This window comes from Corynebacterium sp. Marseille-P8863, assembly GCF_946902955.1.
Classification (GTDB): Bacteria; Actinomycetota; Actinomycetes; order Mycobacteriales; family Mycobacteriaceae; genus Corynebacterium; species Corynebacterium gottingense.
Genome location: NZ_CAMPQC010000013.1, coordinates 23,594 through 41,061, shown reverse-complemented (window position 1 = coordinate 41,061; position 17,468 = coordinate 23,594). Strand labels below are relative to the sequence as shown.

The 17,468-nt window shown below is 69.4% G+C and carries 14 protein-coding genes and 1 tRNA gene; 9 read left to right on the top strand and 6 right to left on the bottom strand.

All coding sequences use genetic code 11. The features are described from left to right. Positions 1–28: 28 nt before the first annotated feature. Both OVO38_RS09210 and OVO38_RS09205 read left to right on the top strand, forming a co-directional pair. Positions 29–1,084, top strand: coding sequence for a hypothetical protein (locus OVO38_RS09210; protein WP_133064759.1), 1,056 nt, complete (start codon positions 29–31; stop codon positions 1,082–1,084). Continuing rightward, entirely contained in the window at positions 1,081–2,280 is a 1,200-nt protein-coding gene (locus OVO38_RS09205) for a multicopper oxidase domain-containing protein (protein ID WP_267208322.1), read from the top strand. The genes OVO38_RS09210 and OVO38_RS09205 overlap by 4 nt, the downstream gene beginning before the upstream one ends. On the opposite strand, the gene OVO38_RS09200 is transcribed toward OVO38_RS09205, so the two are convergent. From OVO38_RS09200 to OVO38_RS09175, 6 genes are all read right to left on the bottom strand, one after another. Then, the gene (locus OVO38_RS09200) at positions 2,219–3,298 is read right to left on the bottom strand and encodes an HNH endonuclease signature motif containing protein (protein WP_267208321.1); all 1,080 of its coding nucleotides are present in this window, start codon (positions 3,296–3,298) and stop codon (positions 2,219–2,221) included. The genes OVO38_RS09205 and OVO38_RS09200 overlap by 62 nt on opposite strands. Positions 3,299–3,413: 115 nt before the next feature. Beyond that, positions 3,414–4,718, bottom strand: coding sequence for a copper oxidase (locus tag OVO38_RS09195; RefSeq protein ID WP_267208320.1), 1,305 nt, complete (start codon positions 4,716–4,718; stop codon positions 3,414–3,416). Between the two features lie 37 nt (positions 4,719–4,755). Next, positions 4,756–5,286, bottom strand: coding sequence for a TetR/AcrR family transcriptional regulator (locus tag OVO38_RS09190; protein ID WP_095275308.1), 531 nt, complete (start codon positions 5,284–5,286; stop codon positions 4,756–4,758). Continuing rightward, entirely contained in the window at positions 5,276–6,661 is a 1,386-nt protein-coding gene (locus OVO38_RS09185; RefSeq protein WP_267208356.1) for an MFS transporter, read from the bottom strand. Before OVO38_RS09185 ends, OVO38_RS09190 begins: the two co-directional genes overlap by 11 nt. Positions 6,662–6,750: 89 nt before the next feature. After that, positions 6,751–7,752: a S66 family peptidase gene (locus tag OVO38_RS09180; RefSeq protein ID WP_267208319.1), complete on the bottom strand. Its 1,002-nt coding sequence runs from the start codon at positions 7,750–7,752 to the stop codon at positions 6,751–6,753. Positions 7,753–7,844: 92 nt separating this feature from the next. Beyond that, positions 7,845–7,929: transfer RNA gene (locus OVO38_RS09175), tRNA-Leu, on the bottom strand. Positions 7,930–8,100: 171 nt separating this feature from the next. On the opposite strand from OVO38_RS09175, the gene OVO38_RS09170 reads away from it, so the two are divergent. The 7 genes from OVO38_RS09170 to pknB are packed head-to-tail and all read left to right on the top strand — an operon-like array spanning position 8,101 to position 17,466. Next, positions 8,101–9,009, top strand: a complete 909-nt coding sequence (locus OVO38_RS09170; RefSeq protein WP_095535829.1) for a DUF3662 and FHA domain-containing protein — start codon at positions 8,101–8,103, stop codon at positions 9,007–9,009. Positions 9,010–9,034: 25 nt separating this feature from the next. Further along, on the top strand, positions 9,035–9,484 hold the full coding sequence (locus OVO38_RS09165) for an FHA domain-containing protein (protein ID WP_095275311.1): 450 nt from the start codon (positions 9,035–9,037) through the stop codon (positions 9,482–9,484). Then, positions 9,481–10,851, top strand: coding sequence for a PP2C family protein-serine/threonine phosphatase (locus tag OVO38_RS09160; protein WP_267208318.1), 1,371 nt, complete (start codon positions 9,481–9,483; stop codon positions 10,849–10,851). The genes OVO38_RS09165 and OVO38_RS09160 overlap by 4 nt, the downstream gene beginning before the upstream one ends. A 1-nt stretch (position 10,852) precedes the next feature. Beyond that, on the top strand, positions 10,853–12,217 hold the full coding sequence (locus tag OVO38_RS09155) for an FtsW/RodA/SpoVE family cell cycle protein (RefSeq protein ID WP_095554169.1): 1,365 nt from the start codon (positions 10,853–10,855) through the stop codon (positions 12,215–12,217). Further along, the gene (locus OVO38_RS09150) at positions 12,214–13,671 is read left to right on the top strand and encodes a penicillin-binding transpeptidase domain-containing protein (protein ID WP_154879126.1); all 1,458 of its coding nucleotides are present in this window, start codon (positions 12,214–12,216) and stop codon (positions 13,669–13,671) included. Before OVO38_RS09155 ends, OVO38_RS09150 begins: the two co-directional genes overlap by 4 nt. 49 nt (positions 13,672–13,720) lie before the next feature. Further along, entirely contained in the window at positions 13,721–15,304 is a 1,584-nt protein-coding gene (locus OVO38_RS09145; RefSeq protein WP_267208317.1) for a serine/threonine-protein kinase, read from the top strand. Continuing rightward, positions 15,304–17,466: a Stk1 family PASTA domain-containing Ser/Thr kinase gene (gene pknB, locus OVO38_RS09140; protein ID WP_323746830.1), complete on the top strand. Its 2,163-nt coding sequence runs from the start codon at positions 15,304–15,306 to the stop codon at positions 17,464–17,466. Before OVO38_RS09145 ends, pknB begins: the two co-directional genes overlap by 1 nt. Positions 17,467–17,468: the final 2 nt, after the last annotated feature.

Genomic DNA, 17,468 nt, shown 5'->3' with positions numbered 1-17,468 from the left:
CCCCTCCCAGCTTAGTACGATTATTACTGTGCAAAAAGTAGTGGGCGTGCTCGTGGCGTGCTGGGCCGCCGTCTCGCTCGCGGCCGCGCTCGCCGGCGCGTCGCGCTGGACGGTGATCCACCCGCTCACGCTCGGCGTGGTCACGACCGCCATCCAGGCCTACTCCACCCACTTCGCCGACGCGCTCACGCGCACCGCCTCCCGTCCCGCCGGGCTGGCCGTGCGCATCGCGGCGGTCAACCTGGCGCTCGTCGCGATGCTGCTGGGCGCGCCGCTCGCCATTCCGGCCGCCGTCGCTGCGGCCGCGCTGTGCTGGCACGGGGTGTCCATCGCCCGCAAGCTGCGCCGCGGCCTCACCAGCCCGTTCGCCAGCACCGCCCGCTGCTACGTCGTCGCCGCCGCGTTCTTCGCCCTCGCCGCCGCCGTCGCCGTGGGCTCGCGGCACGTGGGGCCCTCGCTTATCGACGCCACCATCGCCGCCCACTCCCGCCTCGCCGTCTGGGGCTTCGCGTGGACCACCATCGCCGGCACCGTCATCACCCTGCTCCCCACCATGACGGGCAACCGCGCCTCCGCAACCGCCCGCGCCCGCCTCCCCCGCGCGCTGCTCGCCCACTGCATCGCGCTGCCGGCCGCAGCCGCCGCGGCCCTGGCCAGCCCGCCGCTCGCCGCGGTGGCGCTCGCGGTGTGCGCGCTCGCGTGGTCCTACGCGCTGCAGCCCGTCCTCGCCGGCGCGCTGTTCACGCCCGGGCTGTCGGCCCCCGCGGTGAGCGTCGCCGCCGGACTGCTCTGGCTGCTCGGCGCCATGTTTGCCGACGCCGCAACACTCGCCACCGGCGCCGTCCGCTTCCCCGCAAACCTGCTCACGTTCCTCCTCGCCGCCGGGCTCGCCCAGGTCGTCGCGGGCGCGATCGGCCACCTGCTGCCGGTCCTCGCCCGCGGCGCGCGCGAGCCCGACAACGGCTTCATCAAAGTCGGCGTGGTCAACGGCGGCGCGCTCGTCGCCCTGGTCAGCCCGCGGATCGGGCTTGCCATACTGGGAGTAGGGCTCGCGCTCCATGCAAGAAAGGTAGCTGTCCCATGAAACGAACCGAATCCCTGGCCTGGGGGCTCATCGCCCTCGTGGTCGCCGTCGTCGTCGGGCTCACGCTCGCGTTCAGCGGCTCCGACACCACCAGCACGCAGGCGGTGAGCAGCGAGGACGCCACCACCGTCGACGTGGACATCCAGGGCATGTCGTTCGTCCCCGCGAGCGTCGCGGTGGAGCCGGGCACCCGGCTGGTCCTCAACATCACCAACTCGGACACACAGCAGCACGACCTGAAGCTCGGCGGCGAGCACAGCGGCCGCATCGACCCCGGCGAGACCGTCACCCACGACTTCGGCGTCTTCACCGAGGACACCCAGGGCTGGTGCACGATCGCGGGCCACAAAGCCATGGGCATGACCTTTGATGTGGTGACGAGCGGGAAGGGGGAAGAGGAGGCGTCGATAGGCACTGCCCGCGACGCCACGCTGCAGCCCGCGAGCGGCGAACTCCACAAGGAGACCTGGGTGATGCACGACGACGGCGACTCCTGGACCTTCGCCGACCAAGCGCCCGGTCCGACGCTGCGCGGCAAGGTGGGCGACCGGTTCCGCATCACCGTGGAAAACCACGGGCAGATGAGCCACTCGATCGACTTCCACGCCGGCGAAGTCAGCCCCGACGAGGTGATGCGCGAGATCCCACCGGGCGACAAGGTGGTCTACGAGTTCACCGCGCGGCGCTCCGGCATCTGGATGTACCACTGCGGCACGATGCCGATGAGCCTGCACATCGCGAAGGGGATGGCCGGCGCCCTTATCATCGACCCGCCGGACCTCAGCCCCGTCGACGCGGAGTACGCGCTCGTCGCACACGAGATCTACCACGACGACAACAGCATCCCCGGCGGCGAGTACGACGCCACCGCGTTCAACGGCACGCCGAACCAGTACGTCGAGCACCCGATTGAGGCGCACGTCGGCGACACGGTCCGCGTCTGGGTCCTCGACGTCGGGCCCGACAACCCGGTCAGCTTCCACGTCGTCGGAGAAATCTTCGACACCGTGTACAAGGAAGGCGCCTATTCGCTTCGCGACGCCCACGACACCGGCTCCCAGGCCCTCGACCTCCTCGCCGCACAAGGCGGGTTCGTGGAGTTCACCTTCGACGAGCCGGGCACCTACAGCTTTGTCAACCACCAGATGACGGATGCGGAGAAGGGCCAGCGCGGCCAGTTTGTGGTCCGTCCGTGACCGTGCGGTGCGGCGCGCGGGCCACGTGGTCCGCGCCGGTGGGTGTGACGCTTCCCGACGGCGAGACGTACACAATCCGCCCGCCCCGCCGCTCCGTTCGCCCGCGGGAGGCGCGGCCCGCCTGGTAGTTGTGGTACCGGCACAGCCAGCCCAGGTTGTGGACCGCGGTCTCGCCGCCGTGCTGGTGCTCGGTCATGTGGTGGGCGTCGCAGCGAGAGGCCGGCACGTCGCAGTCCTTCCACGTGCACGTCGCTGAGTCCGCAAGCATCATCTCGCGGTGCTTCGGCGTGGCCAGGCGCATGTCGTAGGCGTTGACGGGCCCGTCCATCGCGCCGACGAGGATGATGTGCCCGAACTGCGAGAGCCGCTGCCGCACGAACTCCTCGCCGGACATGACCACCCCGTTGGCGAAGCGGACCTGCACGTCGTCGCCGGCGCCGGAGACGATCCGGACGTAGTCGCCAAGGTCCAGGTTCACGCTGAGCTTGAGCAGGTAGTCGGCCCGCGGGCAGTCCTGGTCGAGCCAGGCGGCGACGTCGTTCTTCGCAGCGTCATATGCCGCCTGGACGTCCAGCGCGGGGCCGGTCACGCGCAGGGTGGCCTGGCCGTCGCCGTGGTGGGTGACGCGCGCGCACGTGGTGCGCGGCGCGCGCGGCTGCAGCTCCTCCTTCAGCTCCGCCGCGCGCTTGCGGATCAGCGACAGGTCCCCCGGCGTGTTGCACAGCGTGTCGATGTAGCGCCACCGCTTCGTCGCGTCCTTGATCCCGTTCGCCGTGCGCGCGATGTACGCGAGCGTCTCGATCCGGTGCCCGTGCTCCCGCGCCCCGTCGTGCGCGCGCTGCTGGTAGCGCGAGTGGGACGTCCGGCCGCACAGCGTGCGCGCCGCCGCGACCAGCTGCTTCGCGCGGTCGTACTGGACCCCCTCGTCACGCACCTCGCGGGCAGACTTGCCCGCCGCGGCGACGACGAAGTCGAAACCGCTGCGGTCAAACCGGGCGAGCTGTGCGAGTGCGTTCATGGCAGCAACAATATCCGAAACAGCAGCGAAAATGAGGAAATGTGAGAAGTCCCCCAGTTCCCGCAAAAATGGAACCGGGGGCCGGGTTGCTGCGTCTAATACGGTTTGGGGGTTTTCAGCTCAGCACGGCGATGAGCACGCCCAACACGACGAGCGCGGCGGCGGATTGGGTGGCGGGGTGTTGGGTGGGTGTGGCGTCGATAAGCGAATCCTTGCCCTTGAGCACCCCAACCTGCGCGCGGATCGCGCGGCCCATGAGCGGCAAAAACGCGACGAGCACGCCGAAGCAGAGGACGCTCATCACCACGCGCAGCCACGAATTGTCCGTGGCCAGCCAGCACGCGAGCGAGCCGTTGAACAAGACGACGCGGAAGTACGCGGCGCGCGACAGTTCCGCCAGGCCGGCGCGGACTGCACGCGGGCCGCCGCCCATCGTCGTGGGCAGCAGGTAGCTCATCGTGCCGATCAGGAGCTGGGCGGCGAAGCCGAGCATGAGCGCGAGCGTCGGCAGGTCCGGCGTGGTGAGGCGGACGGCGAACCAGATGAGCGTGACAATCAGCCAGATCAGCGCCGCGAAGACGCTCAGGCCGGCGTAGGTGACGCGGCCGCGGGGGTCGCGAAGCACGTCGAGGACGTTGACCAGGAAGCCGTGGAACGTCCACAGCCACGCGGCGATGTACACAACCGTGCCCGCGCTGGCCAGGAAGTCCAGCCCCGCGAGCGCGCCGCAGCTGGCCACGATCACGCCCGCGACCGCCAGCGGCACCGAGACTCCCGCCCGGTCGTGCATCCCGTTGACCCGCCACATGCTGGGGAACAGCACGGTCAGCGACGCCAGCGCCGCCAACCCCACGAACCCGCCGACGTTGGTGACCAGGTGCGCGAGCCGGACGCGCTCCTGCCAGTCGCCGGGCAGCCCGAACGACAGCGCGGAGCCGAACGCCACGCCGACGGGCAGGAACACCGCGCTGGCCACGTAGCCGAGCACCACCGGACGGAGCCGCTTGTCGCGCCCGGCGCGCCGTACCTGCGCGTACAGCTGCCACGAGTGCCAGCCCAGCACTCCCGCGACGATCGCGGCGCCGACCCAGGTCAGCGCGTAGTGCCCGCGCCACCACCCGGCGAGGAACTGCCCCACCAGCACGCACACGACGCCCGCGTTGAGCGCCCAGGTGCGGCGCAGCTGCGCGGGCCGGGCGCTTTCGGGGAGCCGCTGCTGCAGGAACCGTTCGGTGAGGTTTTGCGACCACAGCACCACCGAGTTGGTCAGGATGCCCAGCGTGAACACGTGGATGAGCAGCCACCGCGGCTCGGGCACGAGCGGGTGCGCAAGCCCGATCACGATGAACACGACCATCCAGACCATCACGGGCCTGGACGCGCGCCGGTGCCAGGCGTGCGGGCTCCATTTCTTCGGCATGGCACTAACCTAACATTTACTCCAACTAAAGTTGTATTTAATTGAGGAGCTGGAGCAGCTTCTCGACGATCACCGCCCGGTTCCCCTCCGCCAGCGGCCTCGCGTAGATGTGGTCGTGCGCCCAGAGCCCCGACGCCAGCACCGACGCCGCCAGGAGGTCCGGGTCCGTGGCCGTGTCGTCGGGGCGCGGCAGCCACCGGTCCTCCACCTCCAGCCACGGGCGCGTGTAGTCGGGATGGGTGTGGGCGTGGAGGGTGACCAGGAGCTCGGCGAGCGGCTCGTGCTCGCTCATGGTCACCAGCATCGCCCGGTAGCGCTCGCGCGGGGCGAGGTCGGCGGCGTCCCCGCCGGCGCGGGCGCGCACCTTGTCCTCCCACAGGCCCGCGGTGTACTCGTGCAGCCCGACGAGGAGCTCGTGGCGCGACGGGAAGTGGTAGAGCAGGCCGGACTTGGACAGGTCCGTCTCGGCGGCGAGCCGGTCGTAGGTGACCGCCTCAATACCGCCCGGTCCAGCGACGATGGCGTAGGCGGCGCGCAGGATCTCGGCGCGCTTGCTTTTACGCGGCATGGAGTTCTCCAGACTTCGGGTTGTCGCGGAAGCACCACCAGGTCGCCGCGGCGAACGCCAGGGCCGCGGCGGCGAGGAGGAGCAGGACGGCGTGGTAGGCGTCCGCGTAGGCGGTGGCGGCTGCGGGGCTGGGTGGGCCGCTGTACAGCGCCTCCATGCCCTGCGGGAAGCGGCGCTCGAACCACAGCGGGAGGAGCGAGCCGGTGACGGCGACGGTGAGCAGGGTGCCGAACTCGTACGAAACCTCCTCGACGCCCGCGGCCATGCCCGAGCGGTGCCGCGGCGCGGCGCCGAGGATGGCGATCGAGCTCACCGACATCACCGAGCCGGCGGAGAACCCGAGGAGGACGAGCGCGGCGAGCTCGAGGGCGAGGCCGTCGGCGGAGTCGCCGGCGATGAGCAGCGCGGTGCCCGCCGCCGCGCCCAGGAAGCCGCCGCCGATGAGCGGGAGGAAGCCGATGCGGTGCAGGTTCGCGCCGCCGACCACGGAGGCCGGGATCGCCGCGACGGCCATCGCCGTGATCACCACGCCCGCGTGCAGCGGGGAGAAACCGCTGACCAGCTGCAGTTTCTGCGAGGTCATCAGCTCCACGCCCGCGAGGACGAACATCGCGCCGGCCGCCGCGACGACGCCGCCGGAGAACAGGCGGGACCGGAAGATGTCGAAGGTGAGCAGCGGGTCCGCCAGCCGGCGCTGCCGGCGCGCGAACAGCCAGCCCGCGAGCAGGCACACGACGACCGCGCCCCCGACCAGCGCCGCCGAGCGGTCCGGGTTGGCCACGGCCTTGATGGTCATGGTCAGGCCGGAGAGCGCGAACAAGGCGTAGACGGAGGAGACGATGTCCCAGTGCTTCTCCGGGTTGGGCACGTTCTCCGGCGCGAGGGCGAACGTGGCGATGAGCGCGACGAGCACGATCGGCACGTTGATAAGGAAGACGGAGCCCCACCAGAAGTGCTCGAGCAGCGCGCCGCCGACCAAGGGCCCGAGCGCGGCACCGACGACCGCGACGGAGGCCCAGATGCCGATGGCGGTGTTGCGCTCCCGCTCGTTGGGGAAGGTGAGGCGGATCAGCGCGAGCGTGGCGGGCATCATCACCGCGGCGCCGAAGCCGAGGAGGCCGCGCGCCGCGACGAGCCACCACGCGCCCGGCGCGAACGCCGCGGCTAGCGACGCCACCCCGAAGATGCCCAGGCCGACGAGCCACATGAGGCGGTGGCCGATTTTGTCGCCAAGCGTGCCGGTGCCCAGCAGCAGCCCGGAGAGCACCAGCGGGTACGCGTTAATGATCCACAGGGACTGCGCGGGCGTGGCGTGCAGCTGAGCGCTCAAGGCCGGCAGCGCGGTGTACAGGATCGAGTTGTCCAGGCCGATCATGAGCAGGCCCGTGGAGACGACGGCGAAGAAGGTCCAACGTTGGGCGGAGGCGGAATGTGTCACGCGCCGAAACTGTAATGACCGTCCGTTTAGGTTTCAAGGCGGGGGAAGCGTATGGAGGCGTCGTCAAGCACTCGCACCTGCGCCTCCCCACCCACGGGGAACGTGAGCAGCGGGTTGGTGTGGCCGAAGCTGGCGTTGGCGATGACGGGCTTGCCTTCCAGCTCCGGGATCGACGCGATCGTTTCCTCGAGCATCGCGCGCGTGACGCGGCTGGCGGTCTGGAAGCGGCCGATGACCACGCCCTCGATGCCCTCGCCGTCGGGCATCTGCAGCAGGGAGACGAGCTCGCGACGGAAATCCATCACGCTGTACTTGCCCGTGACCTCCGCGAACAGGATCGCGCGCTCGAGCGACGGCATGAACTCCGTGCCGGCGAGCAGGCCGAGCGTGCCCAGGTTCGCGCCGAGGGCCACGCCGTGCGCCGTGCCGGCCTGGATGGGCCACCAGCCGTCGTCGGGCTCGCGGACGCGGCCGTCCTGGTTGATAAACCAGTCGTCGTCGGTGAACCAGGTGCCCGGCTGCCACTCGATCGGGTCAAGGCCGAACGCGGCGTGCTCGAACCCGGCGCGCGTGACCTCGGAGTGGTCGCGCATGCCCAGCGTGGACCAGTGCGGGCCGATGTAGGTGGCCACGCCGGTGCGCGCGTAGACCGCGTTGGCGATCGCGGAGATGTCCGAGTTGCCGCACATGAACTTCGGGTTCGCCGCGATGAGGTCGAAATCCAGGTGCGGCAGGACCTCGTTGCTGGTAAAGCCGCCGATCACGCTCATGATGCCCGCCACCTCGGGGTCCGCAAACGCGTCGTGCAGGTCCGCGGCGCGCGATTCCGCCGAGGACGACCAGAACATGTCCGATTCGCGCACGTTGTCGCCGAAGGTCACGCTGATGCCCAGTGTTGCCAGGCGCTCGTTCGCAAGCTTTTCGACGAAGCGCCCCGCCCTCCCCTGCTCCACGTAGGTCAACGAACGCGACGGGGCGACAACGCGGATGGTGTCGCCTGCCTGCAGGGGGCGCGGGTAGGTAGTCATTGTTCTGACATTACGGGCTCGGGGCCGAAAAGTGTGCCCGGAATCGCCACACACATGCAAGAAGGCCCCGCTCTCGCGGGACCTTCCGGTTGTGCCCGGGGCGGGACTTGAACCCGCACGTCCTTATCGAACACTGGCACCTGAAGCCAGCGCGTCTGCCAATTCCGCCACCCGGGCGGGCGACTTGATTAATATAACACCACGCCCCAACGTACCTCCAAATCGCCAGTTCACACCGCATTTTCGCGTTTTGAACTAGGTCTGCGGGCGCTGCGCACTTATACTTGCTTGGTTATAGGACATCAGTGAGAACAAAATGAGAGCCGCTGGGAAGGAGGTGCGGGCAGTATGGGTGTCATGGATCGTTTGGCCAAGCTGGACTCATCCATGCAGCGTGGCCTGGACAATTCCATGGCCGCGCTGTTTGGCGGCAAGGTCGTGCCGGCCGAGATTGAAGAGCTGGTGAAGCAGGAGGCGCAGGACTCCGTCGTGGTCACGGACCGTGACGAGTACGTCTCCCCCAACGTGTTTGCGGTGGGCGTGTCGTCGAAGGACCTGGAGAACCTGTCGCAGCAGCGCGACCTGCCCGCGGACCTCGCAGAGCAACTCATGCGGTACGTGCGCAACCTGGGCTGGTTTTTGGACGGGCCCGCCGTCGTGCGTATCGCCGAGGAGTCTGGGCTGCGGACTGGCCAGCTGCGCGTGTCGTCCTACATCGACCAGGAGCCCGACGTGGTCAGCGGCTTCGACGCGATCGTGGCAGAGCCGAAAAAGAAGCGGCGCCGCCACGCAGCCAGCCAGGTTCCCACGGATCACAACCATCAGGAGGATCACATGAATGAGCCGACGACAGATGCCGCCGCCACCGGCGGCACCCCGACGGTGAGCCTGCTGCTGCAGGACGGGTCTTCGCGCACCTACCTCGTGCACGAGGGCTCCAACATCCTGGGCCGCTCCAACGACGCGGACTTCCGCCTGCCGGACACCGGGGTGTCCCGCCAGCACGCGGAGATCACGTGGGACGGCGAGGTCGCCGTCCTGGTGGACCTGCAGTCCACCAACGGCACCACCGTCAACGAGGAACCGGTGGAAAACTGGATGCTCGCGGACGGCGACGTGATTACGCTGGGTCACTCGCACATCGAGGTGCGCATCGTGGAGCCGCTCGCGCAGGCTGCGGCCGCCGCGGACGCGCACCAGGACGTCCCGGAGGCCCAGGTGGACGCCCACCCGAGCACCGAGTTCTTCCGCCCCTAACACCGCAACCCCGTAAAGGAGCCCCATGGATTCCGCTGTGATTCTCAGCGCCCGCTTCGGCCTGCTCGCACTGCTGTGGGTGTTCATCCTCCTCGTCCTGTGGGTGCAGCGGAAGGATGTGGTGCGGGCTGCGGGGGCGGTGCGTCGACAAGCGAAGAGCTCCGCCCCCATCCGCCGCGAGAAGGCACGAGAGCTTGCGGTAGTTGAGGGGCCCCTCAAAGGCTCCCACATGGAAATTGCCAGCCTGGAGGACTTAACTATCGGGCGGGCCGGTGACAACGACTTCCAGCTCGGCGACGATTTCGCGTCCTCCACGCACGCGCGCCTGTTCCGCCGCGGCAGCGAGTGGTTCATCGAGGACATGGATTCGCGCAACGGCACGTTTGTCAACGGCACACGCATTGACCAGCCGGAAAGGGTGTCTGTGGGCACGGATATAAAGATGGGACGCACGATTGTGAGGCTGATGCCATGAGTTTGCGCTTAAACTACGTCGCCGCGTCCGACCGCGGCCTGGTCAGGGGCAACAACGAGGATTCGGCATACGCGGGCCCCAACTTGCTCGTGCTTGCCGACGGCATGGGTGGCCACGCAGCGGGCGAGGTCGCCTCCCAGCTCATGGTCGAGCACATGGAGCACCTGGACCGCGACCCCGGCGACGCGGACATGCTCGCCCTGCTCGGGGCGGCGGCGGAGGACGCGAACGCGTCGATCGCCGAGTCCGTGAAGCACCACCCGGAGCAGGCGGGCATGGGCACGACGCTCACCGCGCTCATGTTCAACGGCCTCGGCTTCGGCATGATCCACGTGGGAGACTCCCGGGGCTTTTTGCTTCGCGACGGCACGCTGACCCAAATCACCGAAGACGATACATTCGTCCAGTCGCTGGTCAACGAGGGCAAGCTCAACCCGGCCGACGTGTCGAGCCACCCGCAGAAGTCGCTGATCTTGAAGGCGTACACCGGGCGCCCGGTGGAGCCGCACCTGGAGATGATCAACACCCAGCCGGGCGACCGCGTCCTGCTGTGCTCCGACGGCCTGTCCGACCCGGTCACCCCGGAGACCATCGCGGTGGCCCTCGGGCAGGGCACCCCGGAGGTCGCGTCGCAGCGGCTCATCGAGCTAGCGCTGCGCTCCGGCGGCCCGGACAACATCACCGTGGTCATCGCGGACGTCGTCGCGGCCGACGACAAGGACGCGCCCGAGCTGCCGACCGCGCCCGTGCAGGCCGGCGCGCTGGCGCCGGACTTCGAGCAGTCGCACCCGGACTCGTCCGCGAGCCGCGCCGCGGCGATCATGCGCAAGTCCGAGACCATCCCGCCGAACCAGCACCGCGAGGCCACCAAGATGGCCGGCAGCGCGGGCGACCGCGGCGGCGCTGGCGGCTCCGACGGTGCCGAAGATGCCGACGAGGAGGATCATCCTCGAGGCAAACGAACCGTCTGGCCGTGGGTAGTCGGCGCGCTCGTGCTGGCGATCGCGCTCGTGGCTGCCGGGCTGATGTTCGTGCAGCACCGCGCGTCTGACCAGTACTTCGTCTCCGCGGCGAGCGACGGCCACTACGTCATCGAGCACGGCTCCCGCGACGACCGGACGCCGATCCAGCAGGCCTGCCTGGACAACCGGAACCGGCTGCGCATCGTCTCGGCCGACTCGACGCCGGAGGACTGCCACGTGTTCAACCAATCCGACCTGCCCGAGAGCCAGCGCTCCGTGCCGGAGAACTTTGGCGGCGGCACCTACGACGACGTCCTCGGCCTGCTCTACCGCATGGCGGGTGAGGCGTTGCCGGTGTGCGTCGATAAGCATGAAGACCCCGAGACCTGCAGGACGGTGAGCTGACGTGAAGCGGCTATTCTCGCGAAACCTCGAGCTCCTCCTGCTGCTGTGCTCGGCGGGGCTTTTGCTGCTCATGGTGTTCGGGCTGGAGATGAGCCAGGGGCGGACGCTGTCGAAGGACATGCTGTACCTGGTCGGCGGCTTCGTCGGCGTGTACGCGATCGCGCACGTCGCGCTCACGCTGCTCGCGCCGCGCGCCGACCAAGTGATGCTGCCGGTGGTCTCGCTGCTCAACGCGCTCGGCCTGGTCATCATCTACCGCCTCGACCTGGCGGAACGACCCGGCTACGGGCCACTGGCGGAGCGGCAGGTGCTGTGGTCACTGGTCGGCGTCGTGCTCATGGTGCTGACGCTGGCGATCGTGCGCGACCACAAGTCGCTGTCGCGCTACTCCTACCTGCTCGGCCTGGCCGGGCTGATCCTGCTCGCGCTGCCGCTCGTGTGGCCGCAGCCGGAGGGCTACGCGGACGCGCGCATCTGGCTGTGGCTGGGCCCCTTCTCCATCCAGCCGGGCGAGTTTTCCAAGATCCTGCTGCTCATCTTCTTCGCGCAGCTGCTCGCTCAGAAGCGCGCCCTGTTCACCGTGGCGGGCAAGCGCTTCCTGGGCATGACGTTCCCGCGCCTGCGCGACCTCGCGCCGATTCTGGCGGTGTGGGCCATCGCCATCCTCATCATGGGCGTGTCCAACGACTTCGGCCCGGCGCTGCTGCTGTTCGCTACCGTGCTGGGCATGGTGTACTTTGCCACCGGACGCACGTCCTGGCTGGTCATCGGCCTGGGGCTGGTGGCCGTGGGCGGCTACGCCGTCTACCAGGTCAGCGAGAAGATCCAGACGCGCTTTACCAACTTCATCAACCCGTTCGAGGACTTCGACGGCGCCGGCAACCAGCCGGCCAACGCGCTCATCGGCCTGAGCTGGGGCGGCATGACCGGCACCGGCCTGGGCTACGGCCACCCCGAGCTCGTCCCCGTCGCGCACTCGGACTACATCCTCGCCGCGCTGGGCGAGGAGCTCGGCTTCGTGGGCATCGCCGCCGTGCTGTGCCTGTTCGCCGTGCTGGTCACCCGCGGGTTCCGCGCCGCGATGCAGCTGCGCGACTCCTACGGCAAGCTGCTCGCCTCCGGGCTCGCGCTCACCCTGGCTATCCAGATCTTCGTGGTGGCGGGCGGCATCTCCGCGATGCTGCCCATGACCGGTCTGACCACGCCGTTCATGTCGGCGGGCGGGTCGTCCATTATGGCCAACTACATCCTGGTCGGGCTGCTGCTGCGCATCTCCAACAGCGCGAACACGCCCACCGAGTACGACGCCTCCGCGGTGGCCTCCCACCCGGGCACCGGCGTGGCCGAGGCGGTGAGCGCGCGATGAACAAGTCGCTGAAATACGGGGCGATCCTCTCGCTCCTGCTCACCGTGGCGCTGCTGGTCAACTTCACCGTGGTCCAGAACTTCCGCGAGGACGAGTACGCGCAGAGCCCGCACAACTCCCGCACGTTCCTGGAGCTGAAGCAGATCAACCGCGGCCAGATCAGCGCGGGCGGGCAGGTGCTCGCCGAGTCCCACCGCGACGACAACGGCTTCTACCAGCGCACCTACCCCAACATGCCGTACTCGTTCGGCCCGATCGTGGGCTACGTGTCCGACACCTACGGCACCTCGCAGGTCGAGTCCGCCTACAACGGCGCGCTGACCGGCGACGGCCAGGGCAACTCCCGCTTCATGCGCACCGGCCACGAGGAGGACGCCGTGGGCAACTCCGTCGAGCTGTCCATGGACCCCAATCTGCAGGCCTTCGCCTACGAGCAGCTGTCTAACAACGGCTACAACGGCGCGATCGTGGCGCTGCGGCCCTCGACCGGCCAGGTGCTGGCCATGGCATCGACGCCGTCTTTCGACCCGAACAGCATCTCCGCGCCCGCCACCGCAGCCGAGGCCTGGGGGCAGCTGAACAACGACCCGCGGCAGCCGCTGCTCAACCACGCGGCGCAGGACCAGCTGCCGCCCGGCTCGATCTTCAAGATCATCACCACCGTGGCGGGCTTGCGCAGCGGCTACACGCCGGACTCCCCGCTGACCGGGGACGCGCAGATCATACTGCCCGGCACGAACGTACCGCTGACCAACTTCGGCGGCCAGGCCTGCGCGGGCGGCGGGCAGGTCACGCTCACTACGGCGTTCGCCCTGTCTTGCAACACCGCGTTCGTGCAGATGGCGCTGAACATGGGTGCTGACCCGCTGCGCAAGGCGGCCGCGGACTTCGGCGTCGGCGAGCGCTACGACCTCATGGAGCTCGGCGTGCCCAACGCCGCCGGCTCACTTGGCGATATCCCGGGCGCGGCCGAGCTGGGCCAGTCCGCGATCGGCCAGCGCGACGTCACCATGACCGCGCTGCAGGCCGCCGTCATGGCGGGCGTGGTGGCCAACGAGGGCAAGCGCATGCGCCCATACGTGGTCAACCGCGTGGTCACCTCGGACCTGCGCACGGTCAAAGAGACCAAGCCGAAGCAGCTCGCGGAAGCGCTCACCCCGGAGGAGGCCGACACGCTGACCAACCTCATGTTCGCCTCCGAGCGCGCTACCTGGGGCTACGACGGCAACGGCTTTGCCTCCAAGACGGGCACCGCCGAGCACGCCGAGGGCGCGGACCCGCACGTGTGGTACGTCGCTTTCGACCCGGCCAAGGACGTGGCCGTGGGCGTGGTGGTGAAAAATGGCGGGCACTCTGGTTACTGGGCCACCGGCGGGCAGGTCTCCGGCAGTCTGGGTCGCGCGGTCTTGCGCGCGGCGCCGGCTGCGCCGGCGGATGGGGAGTCGGCACAATGATGGGAACACGGGGCGTCGACAAGCATGAAGCAGACGAAGGACACGAACGATGAACACTGAGAACCGCGAAGAACTACAGAAGCTCATCGGCGACGATTACCAGCTGCAATGGGTGATCGGGCACGGCGGCATGTCCACCGTGTGGCTCGCGGACGACCCGGAAAACGACCGGGAAGTCGCGCTCAAGGTGCTGCGCCCCGAGTTCAGCTCCAACGACGAATTCCTCGCCCGCTTCCGCAACGAGGCGCTCGCCGCCGAGGGCATCAACTCGCCCAACGTGGTGGCCACCTATGACTACCGCGAGCTGGAGTCGCCTTCCGGGGCGGCGATGTGCTTCATCGTCATGGAGTACATCCGCGGCGAGTCGCTCGCCGACCTGATCAAGCGCGAGGGCGCGCTCAGCGAGGAGCTGGCGCTCGACGTGCTCGAGCAGGCCGCGCACGGCCTGGCCGTGATCCACCGCATGGGGCTGGTCCACCGCGACATCAAGCCGGGCAACCTCATGATCACCCAGAACGGGCAGATCAAGATCACGGATTTCGGGATCGCCAAGGCCGCGGCCGCCGTGCCGCTGACCCGCACCGGCATGGTGGTCGGCACCGCGCAGTACGTCTCGCCCGAGCAGGCCCAGGGTATGAAGGTCACCGCGGCTTCCGACGTGTATTCGCTGGGCGTGGTGGGCTACGAGATGCTCTCGGGCAACCGCCCGTTCACCGGCGATTCCTCCGTGTCCGTCGCGCTCGCGCACGTGTCCGCGGAGCCGCCCGCGCTGCCGATTGCCGTCTCCGCCCCGGCGCGCGAGCTCATCGAGATCGCGCTGCGCAAGGACCCGCGCCAGCGTTTCCGCGACGGCAACGAGATGCAGCTGGCCGTCGAGCAGGTCCGCCAGGGCCTGCGCCCCGCACAGCCGGGCGGCCAGACCGCGGTGATCGCCACGGAGCCCTCCCCCACCGCCTCGACCCAGATGCTCGCCGACGTGGCGGAGGAGCGCACCACCCGTCCCGCGGGCGCGTACCCGCCTTCCGCCGCTCGAGCAGTCGCTTCTCGACGCCCCCCTGCCCCCGCCTCCTCCCGCGCCGGCACCTACCGGGAGGCGCCCGCCCCGGCGCGCGAGCCGGAGAAGTCCTCCAAGGCCGGCCCGATCGCGGCCGGCATCCTCGGCCTGATGCTCGTCGGCGGCGCGGCGGCGTGGGCGATGACCAGCGGCGTCCTCGACGGCATCGGCGGTGGCGCGTCGTCGAGCTCTTCGACGGCCCCGACCGTGGTCACGCAGACGGAGACGGTGGAATCCACGCCGTCGCCCAGCGAGGACACGGAGACGGACACGACGACGCGCGAGCGCGAGACCGTGACGCGCCACGAGCGGAGCCCCGAGACGCTGACCATCAGCGACGAACCCACGCAGCCGAAGCACTCTCGGGAGGCCCCCACCTCGGCGGCGCGCCCGTCGGCGCCGCAGGGCTCGAAGACGGCCGGCGCGCCGACGAGCGCGCAGGAGGTGCCGAGTGCGGCGACGCCGGCGCCGTCGGCACCCGCCGCCCCGTCCGCAGGCACCGACACCGGCACGGACGGCGGCGCAGGTGAGATAGAATTGCCTGACCTTGATTCCATCCTCGGAGGTAATGCGCAATGATGATCGCGGATCGCTACGAGCTCGGTGACGTAATTGGCACCGGCGGCATGAGCGATGTCTACGCGGCGACCGACACAGTGCTGGGCCGCGGCGTAGCGGTCAAGATGCTGAAGATGGACATGGCGCGGGACGAGAGCTTCCGCGAGCGCTTCCGTCTGGAGGCGCAGAACTCCGCACGCCTGAACCACCCGAACATCGTGGCGGTGTACGACACGGGCGCGGAAAACGTCGACGGCGTGGCCGTCCCCTTCATCGTGATGGAGCGGGTCAACGGCCGGAACCTGCGCGACATCGTGCGCGAGGACGGGCCGCTGCCGCCGAATCGGGCGGCGTCGCTGCTGATCCCGGTGGCGCGCGCCCTGCAGGCCAGCCACGACGCGGGCATTATCCACCGCGACATCAAGCCGGCCAACATCATGGTCACCAACACCGGCGAGGTGAAGGTGATGGACTTTGGCATCGCGCGCGCGGTGGACGATTCCTCCTCCGTCCACACGCAGACTTCCGCGGTGATCGGCACCGCCCAGTACCTCTCCCCCGAGCAGGCGCGCGGGAAACCGGTGGACGCCCGCTCCGACATCTACGCGCTCGGCTGCGTGATGTACGAGGCCGTGACCGGCACCCCGCCGTTTGAGAACGAGTCCCCGTTCGGCGTGGCGTACATGCACGTCCAGGAGGACCCGGAGCCGCCGAGCGAGCGCCTCGCCGCGCTGGGCCGCACCAACGGCGCGCACGGCACCGTGGCCAATGCTGCCGACGCCGCGAACGCGCTGACTGACGACGAAGCCGTGAACCTCGACTCCGTCATCCTCACCGCGATGGCGAAGCACCCGGCCGACCGCTACCAGTCCGCCACCCAGATGTGCGAGGACCTCACGCTCCTCGAGCGCGGCAGTGTCACGCACGCCGCGCGCACCCACCTGGCGGCGGCCGAGCACGACCTGGGCCAGCAGCAGCCTGGCGCGCACGCCGCCGACGCGACCGTCGTCGGCGCGACTGCCGTGCCCGGCCCGCACGCTCCCCAGGCGCCGCAGGGCCCTCAGGGCGCAGTGCCACGCCCGCAGGGCACGACCCGCTACGAGGACCACCGCCGCTCCCACGAGAAGCGCCGCATCTCCTGGATGAAGTGGATCGCCGCCCTGCTGGGCCTCATCCTGCTCGGCGCCGCGTCCTGGCTGGCGTACGAGTACTTCTCCACGCCCGACCCCTCGTCCGACGCTCCGGTGGAGGAGTCGATGGTGCAGGTCCCGGACGTGACCGGCAAGCACCGCGACGAGGCCGTCTCCGAGCTCGAGGACCTGGGCTTCCAGGTCGCTGTGAGCGACGAGCCGAGCCCGGACTTCGCGCGCGGCGACGTGATTGGCACCAACCCGACCGCCGGCTCCGAGCTGCAGCGCGGCACCCTGATCACGGTGAGCGTGTCCACGGGCAAGGAGGTCACGGACGTGCCGGACCTCACCGACATGGCGCCGCAGGAGGCGCAGGCGCTGCTGGAGGAGAGCGGCCTGGAGCTGAACGAGGAGATCCGCCACGAGGCGTCCGAGGACGTCCCGGAGGGCGCGATCATCTCCCAGCACCCGGCCGCGGGCACGCAGCTGTCCAAGGGCAGCAAGGTCACCATCACCGTGTCCTCGGGCCCGAAGCAGGTGGAGATCCCGTCGCTGGTCGGGTTGGACGTGAACCAGGCGACGGCGACGCTGTCGTCGTTAGACTTGCGCGCAACGGTAACCAAGATCGACTCGGAGCGCCCCGACGGCGAGGTCCTCGCCGTGGCCGGCGAGAACACCGAGGTCAACGCGGGTACGACCGTGGAGCTGCGCGTGTCCAACGGGATGCTGATGATCATGCCGGAGATCACGCGCCTGGACGTCAACGCTGCGGATGAGAAGTTGCGCGAGGCCGGCTGGAACGGCCGCCTCGTCGCCGGCCCGCCGGTGCCCACGGGCGCGATGGTGGACGCCGGCATGATCGGCCACCAGGGCGTGGGCGCGGGCGAGACGATCCGCAAGGACCAGGCCATCGGCTACAACCTGTGGGAGTTCGACGCGGCCCAGCTCAACCCGCTGAACAATAGTGCCGCCTCGCAGTCGCCTGGTAAGGTATCGCCCCAGAACGCCAACGGGAACCAGCTGGGCGACGCAATCCGCGGGCTCGGCCTGTAAGG

Bases quoted from the DNA above. Each gene is read 5' to 3' on its own strand.
- OVO38_RS09165 (WP_095275311.1), top strand. From the start codon at position 9,035: ATGGATTCCGCTGTGATTCTCAGCGCCCGCTTCGGCCTGCTCGCACTG.
- OVO38_RS09170 (WP_095535829.1), top strand. From the start codon at position 8,101: ATGGGTGTCATGGATCGTTTGGCCAAGCTGGACTCATCCATGCAGCGT.
- OVO38_RS09205 (WP_267208322.1), top strand. From the start codon at position 1,081: ATGAAACGAACCGAATCCCTGGCCTGGGGGCTCATCGCCCTCGTGGTC.
- OVO38_RS09200 (WP_267208321.1), bottom strand. From the start codon at position 3,298: ATGAACGCACTCGCACAGCTCGCCCGGTTTGACCGCAGCGGTTTCGAC.
- OVO38_RS09190 (WP_095275308.1), bottom strand. From the start codon at position 5,286: ATGCCGCGTAAAAGCAAGCGCGCCGAGATCCTGCGCGCCGCCTACGCC.
- pknB (WP_323746830.1), top strand. From the start codon at position 15,304: ATGATCGCGGATCGCTACGAGCTCGGTGACGTAATTGGCACCGGCGGC.
- OVO38_RS09150 (WP_154879126.1), top strand. From the start codon at position 12,214: ATGAACAAGTCGCTGAAATACGGGGCGATCCTCTCGCTCCTGCTCACC.
- OVO38_RS09185 (WP_267208356.1), bottom strand. From the start codon at position 6,661: ATGATCGGCCTGGACAACTCGATCCTGTACACCGCGCTGCCGGCCTTG.
- OVO38_RS09145 (WP_267208317.1), top strand. From the start codon at position 13,721: ATGAACACTGAGAACCGCGAAGAACTACAGAAGCTCATCGGCGACGAT.
- OVO38_RS09180 (WP_267208319.1), bottom strand. From the start codon at position 7,752: ATGACTACCTACCCGCGCCCCCTGCAGGCAGGCGACACCATCCGCGTT.
- OVO38_RS09160 (WP_267208318.1), top strand. From the start codon at position 9,481: ATGAGTTTGCGCTTAAACTACGTCGCCGCGTCCGACCGCGGCCTGGTC.
- OVO38_RS09195 (WP_267208320.1), bottom strand. From the start codon at position 4,718: ATGCCGAAGAAATGGAGCCCGCACGCCTGGCACCGGCGCGCGTCCAGG.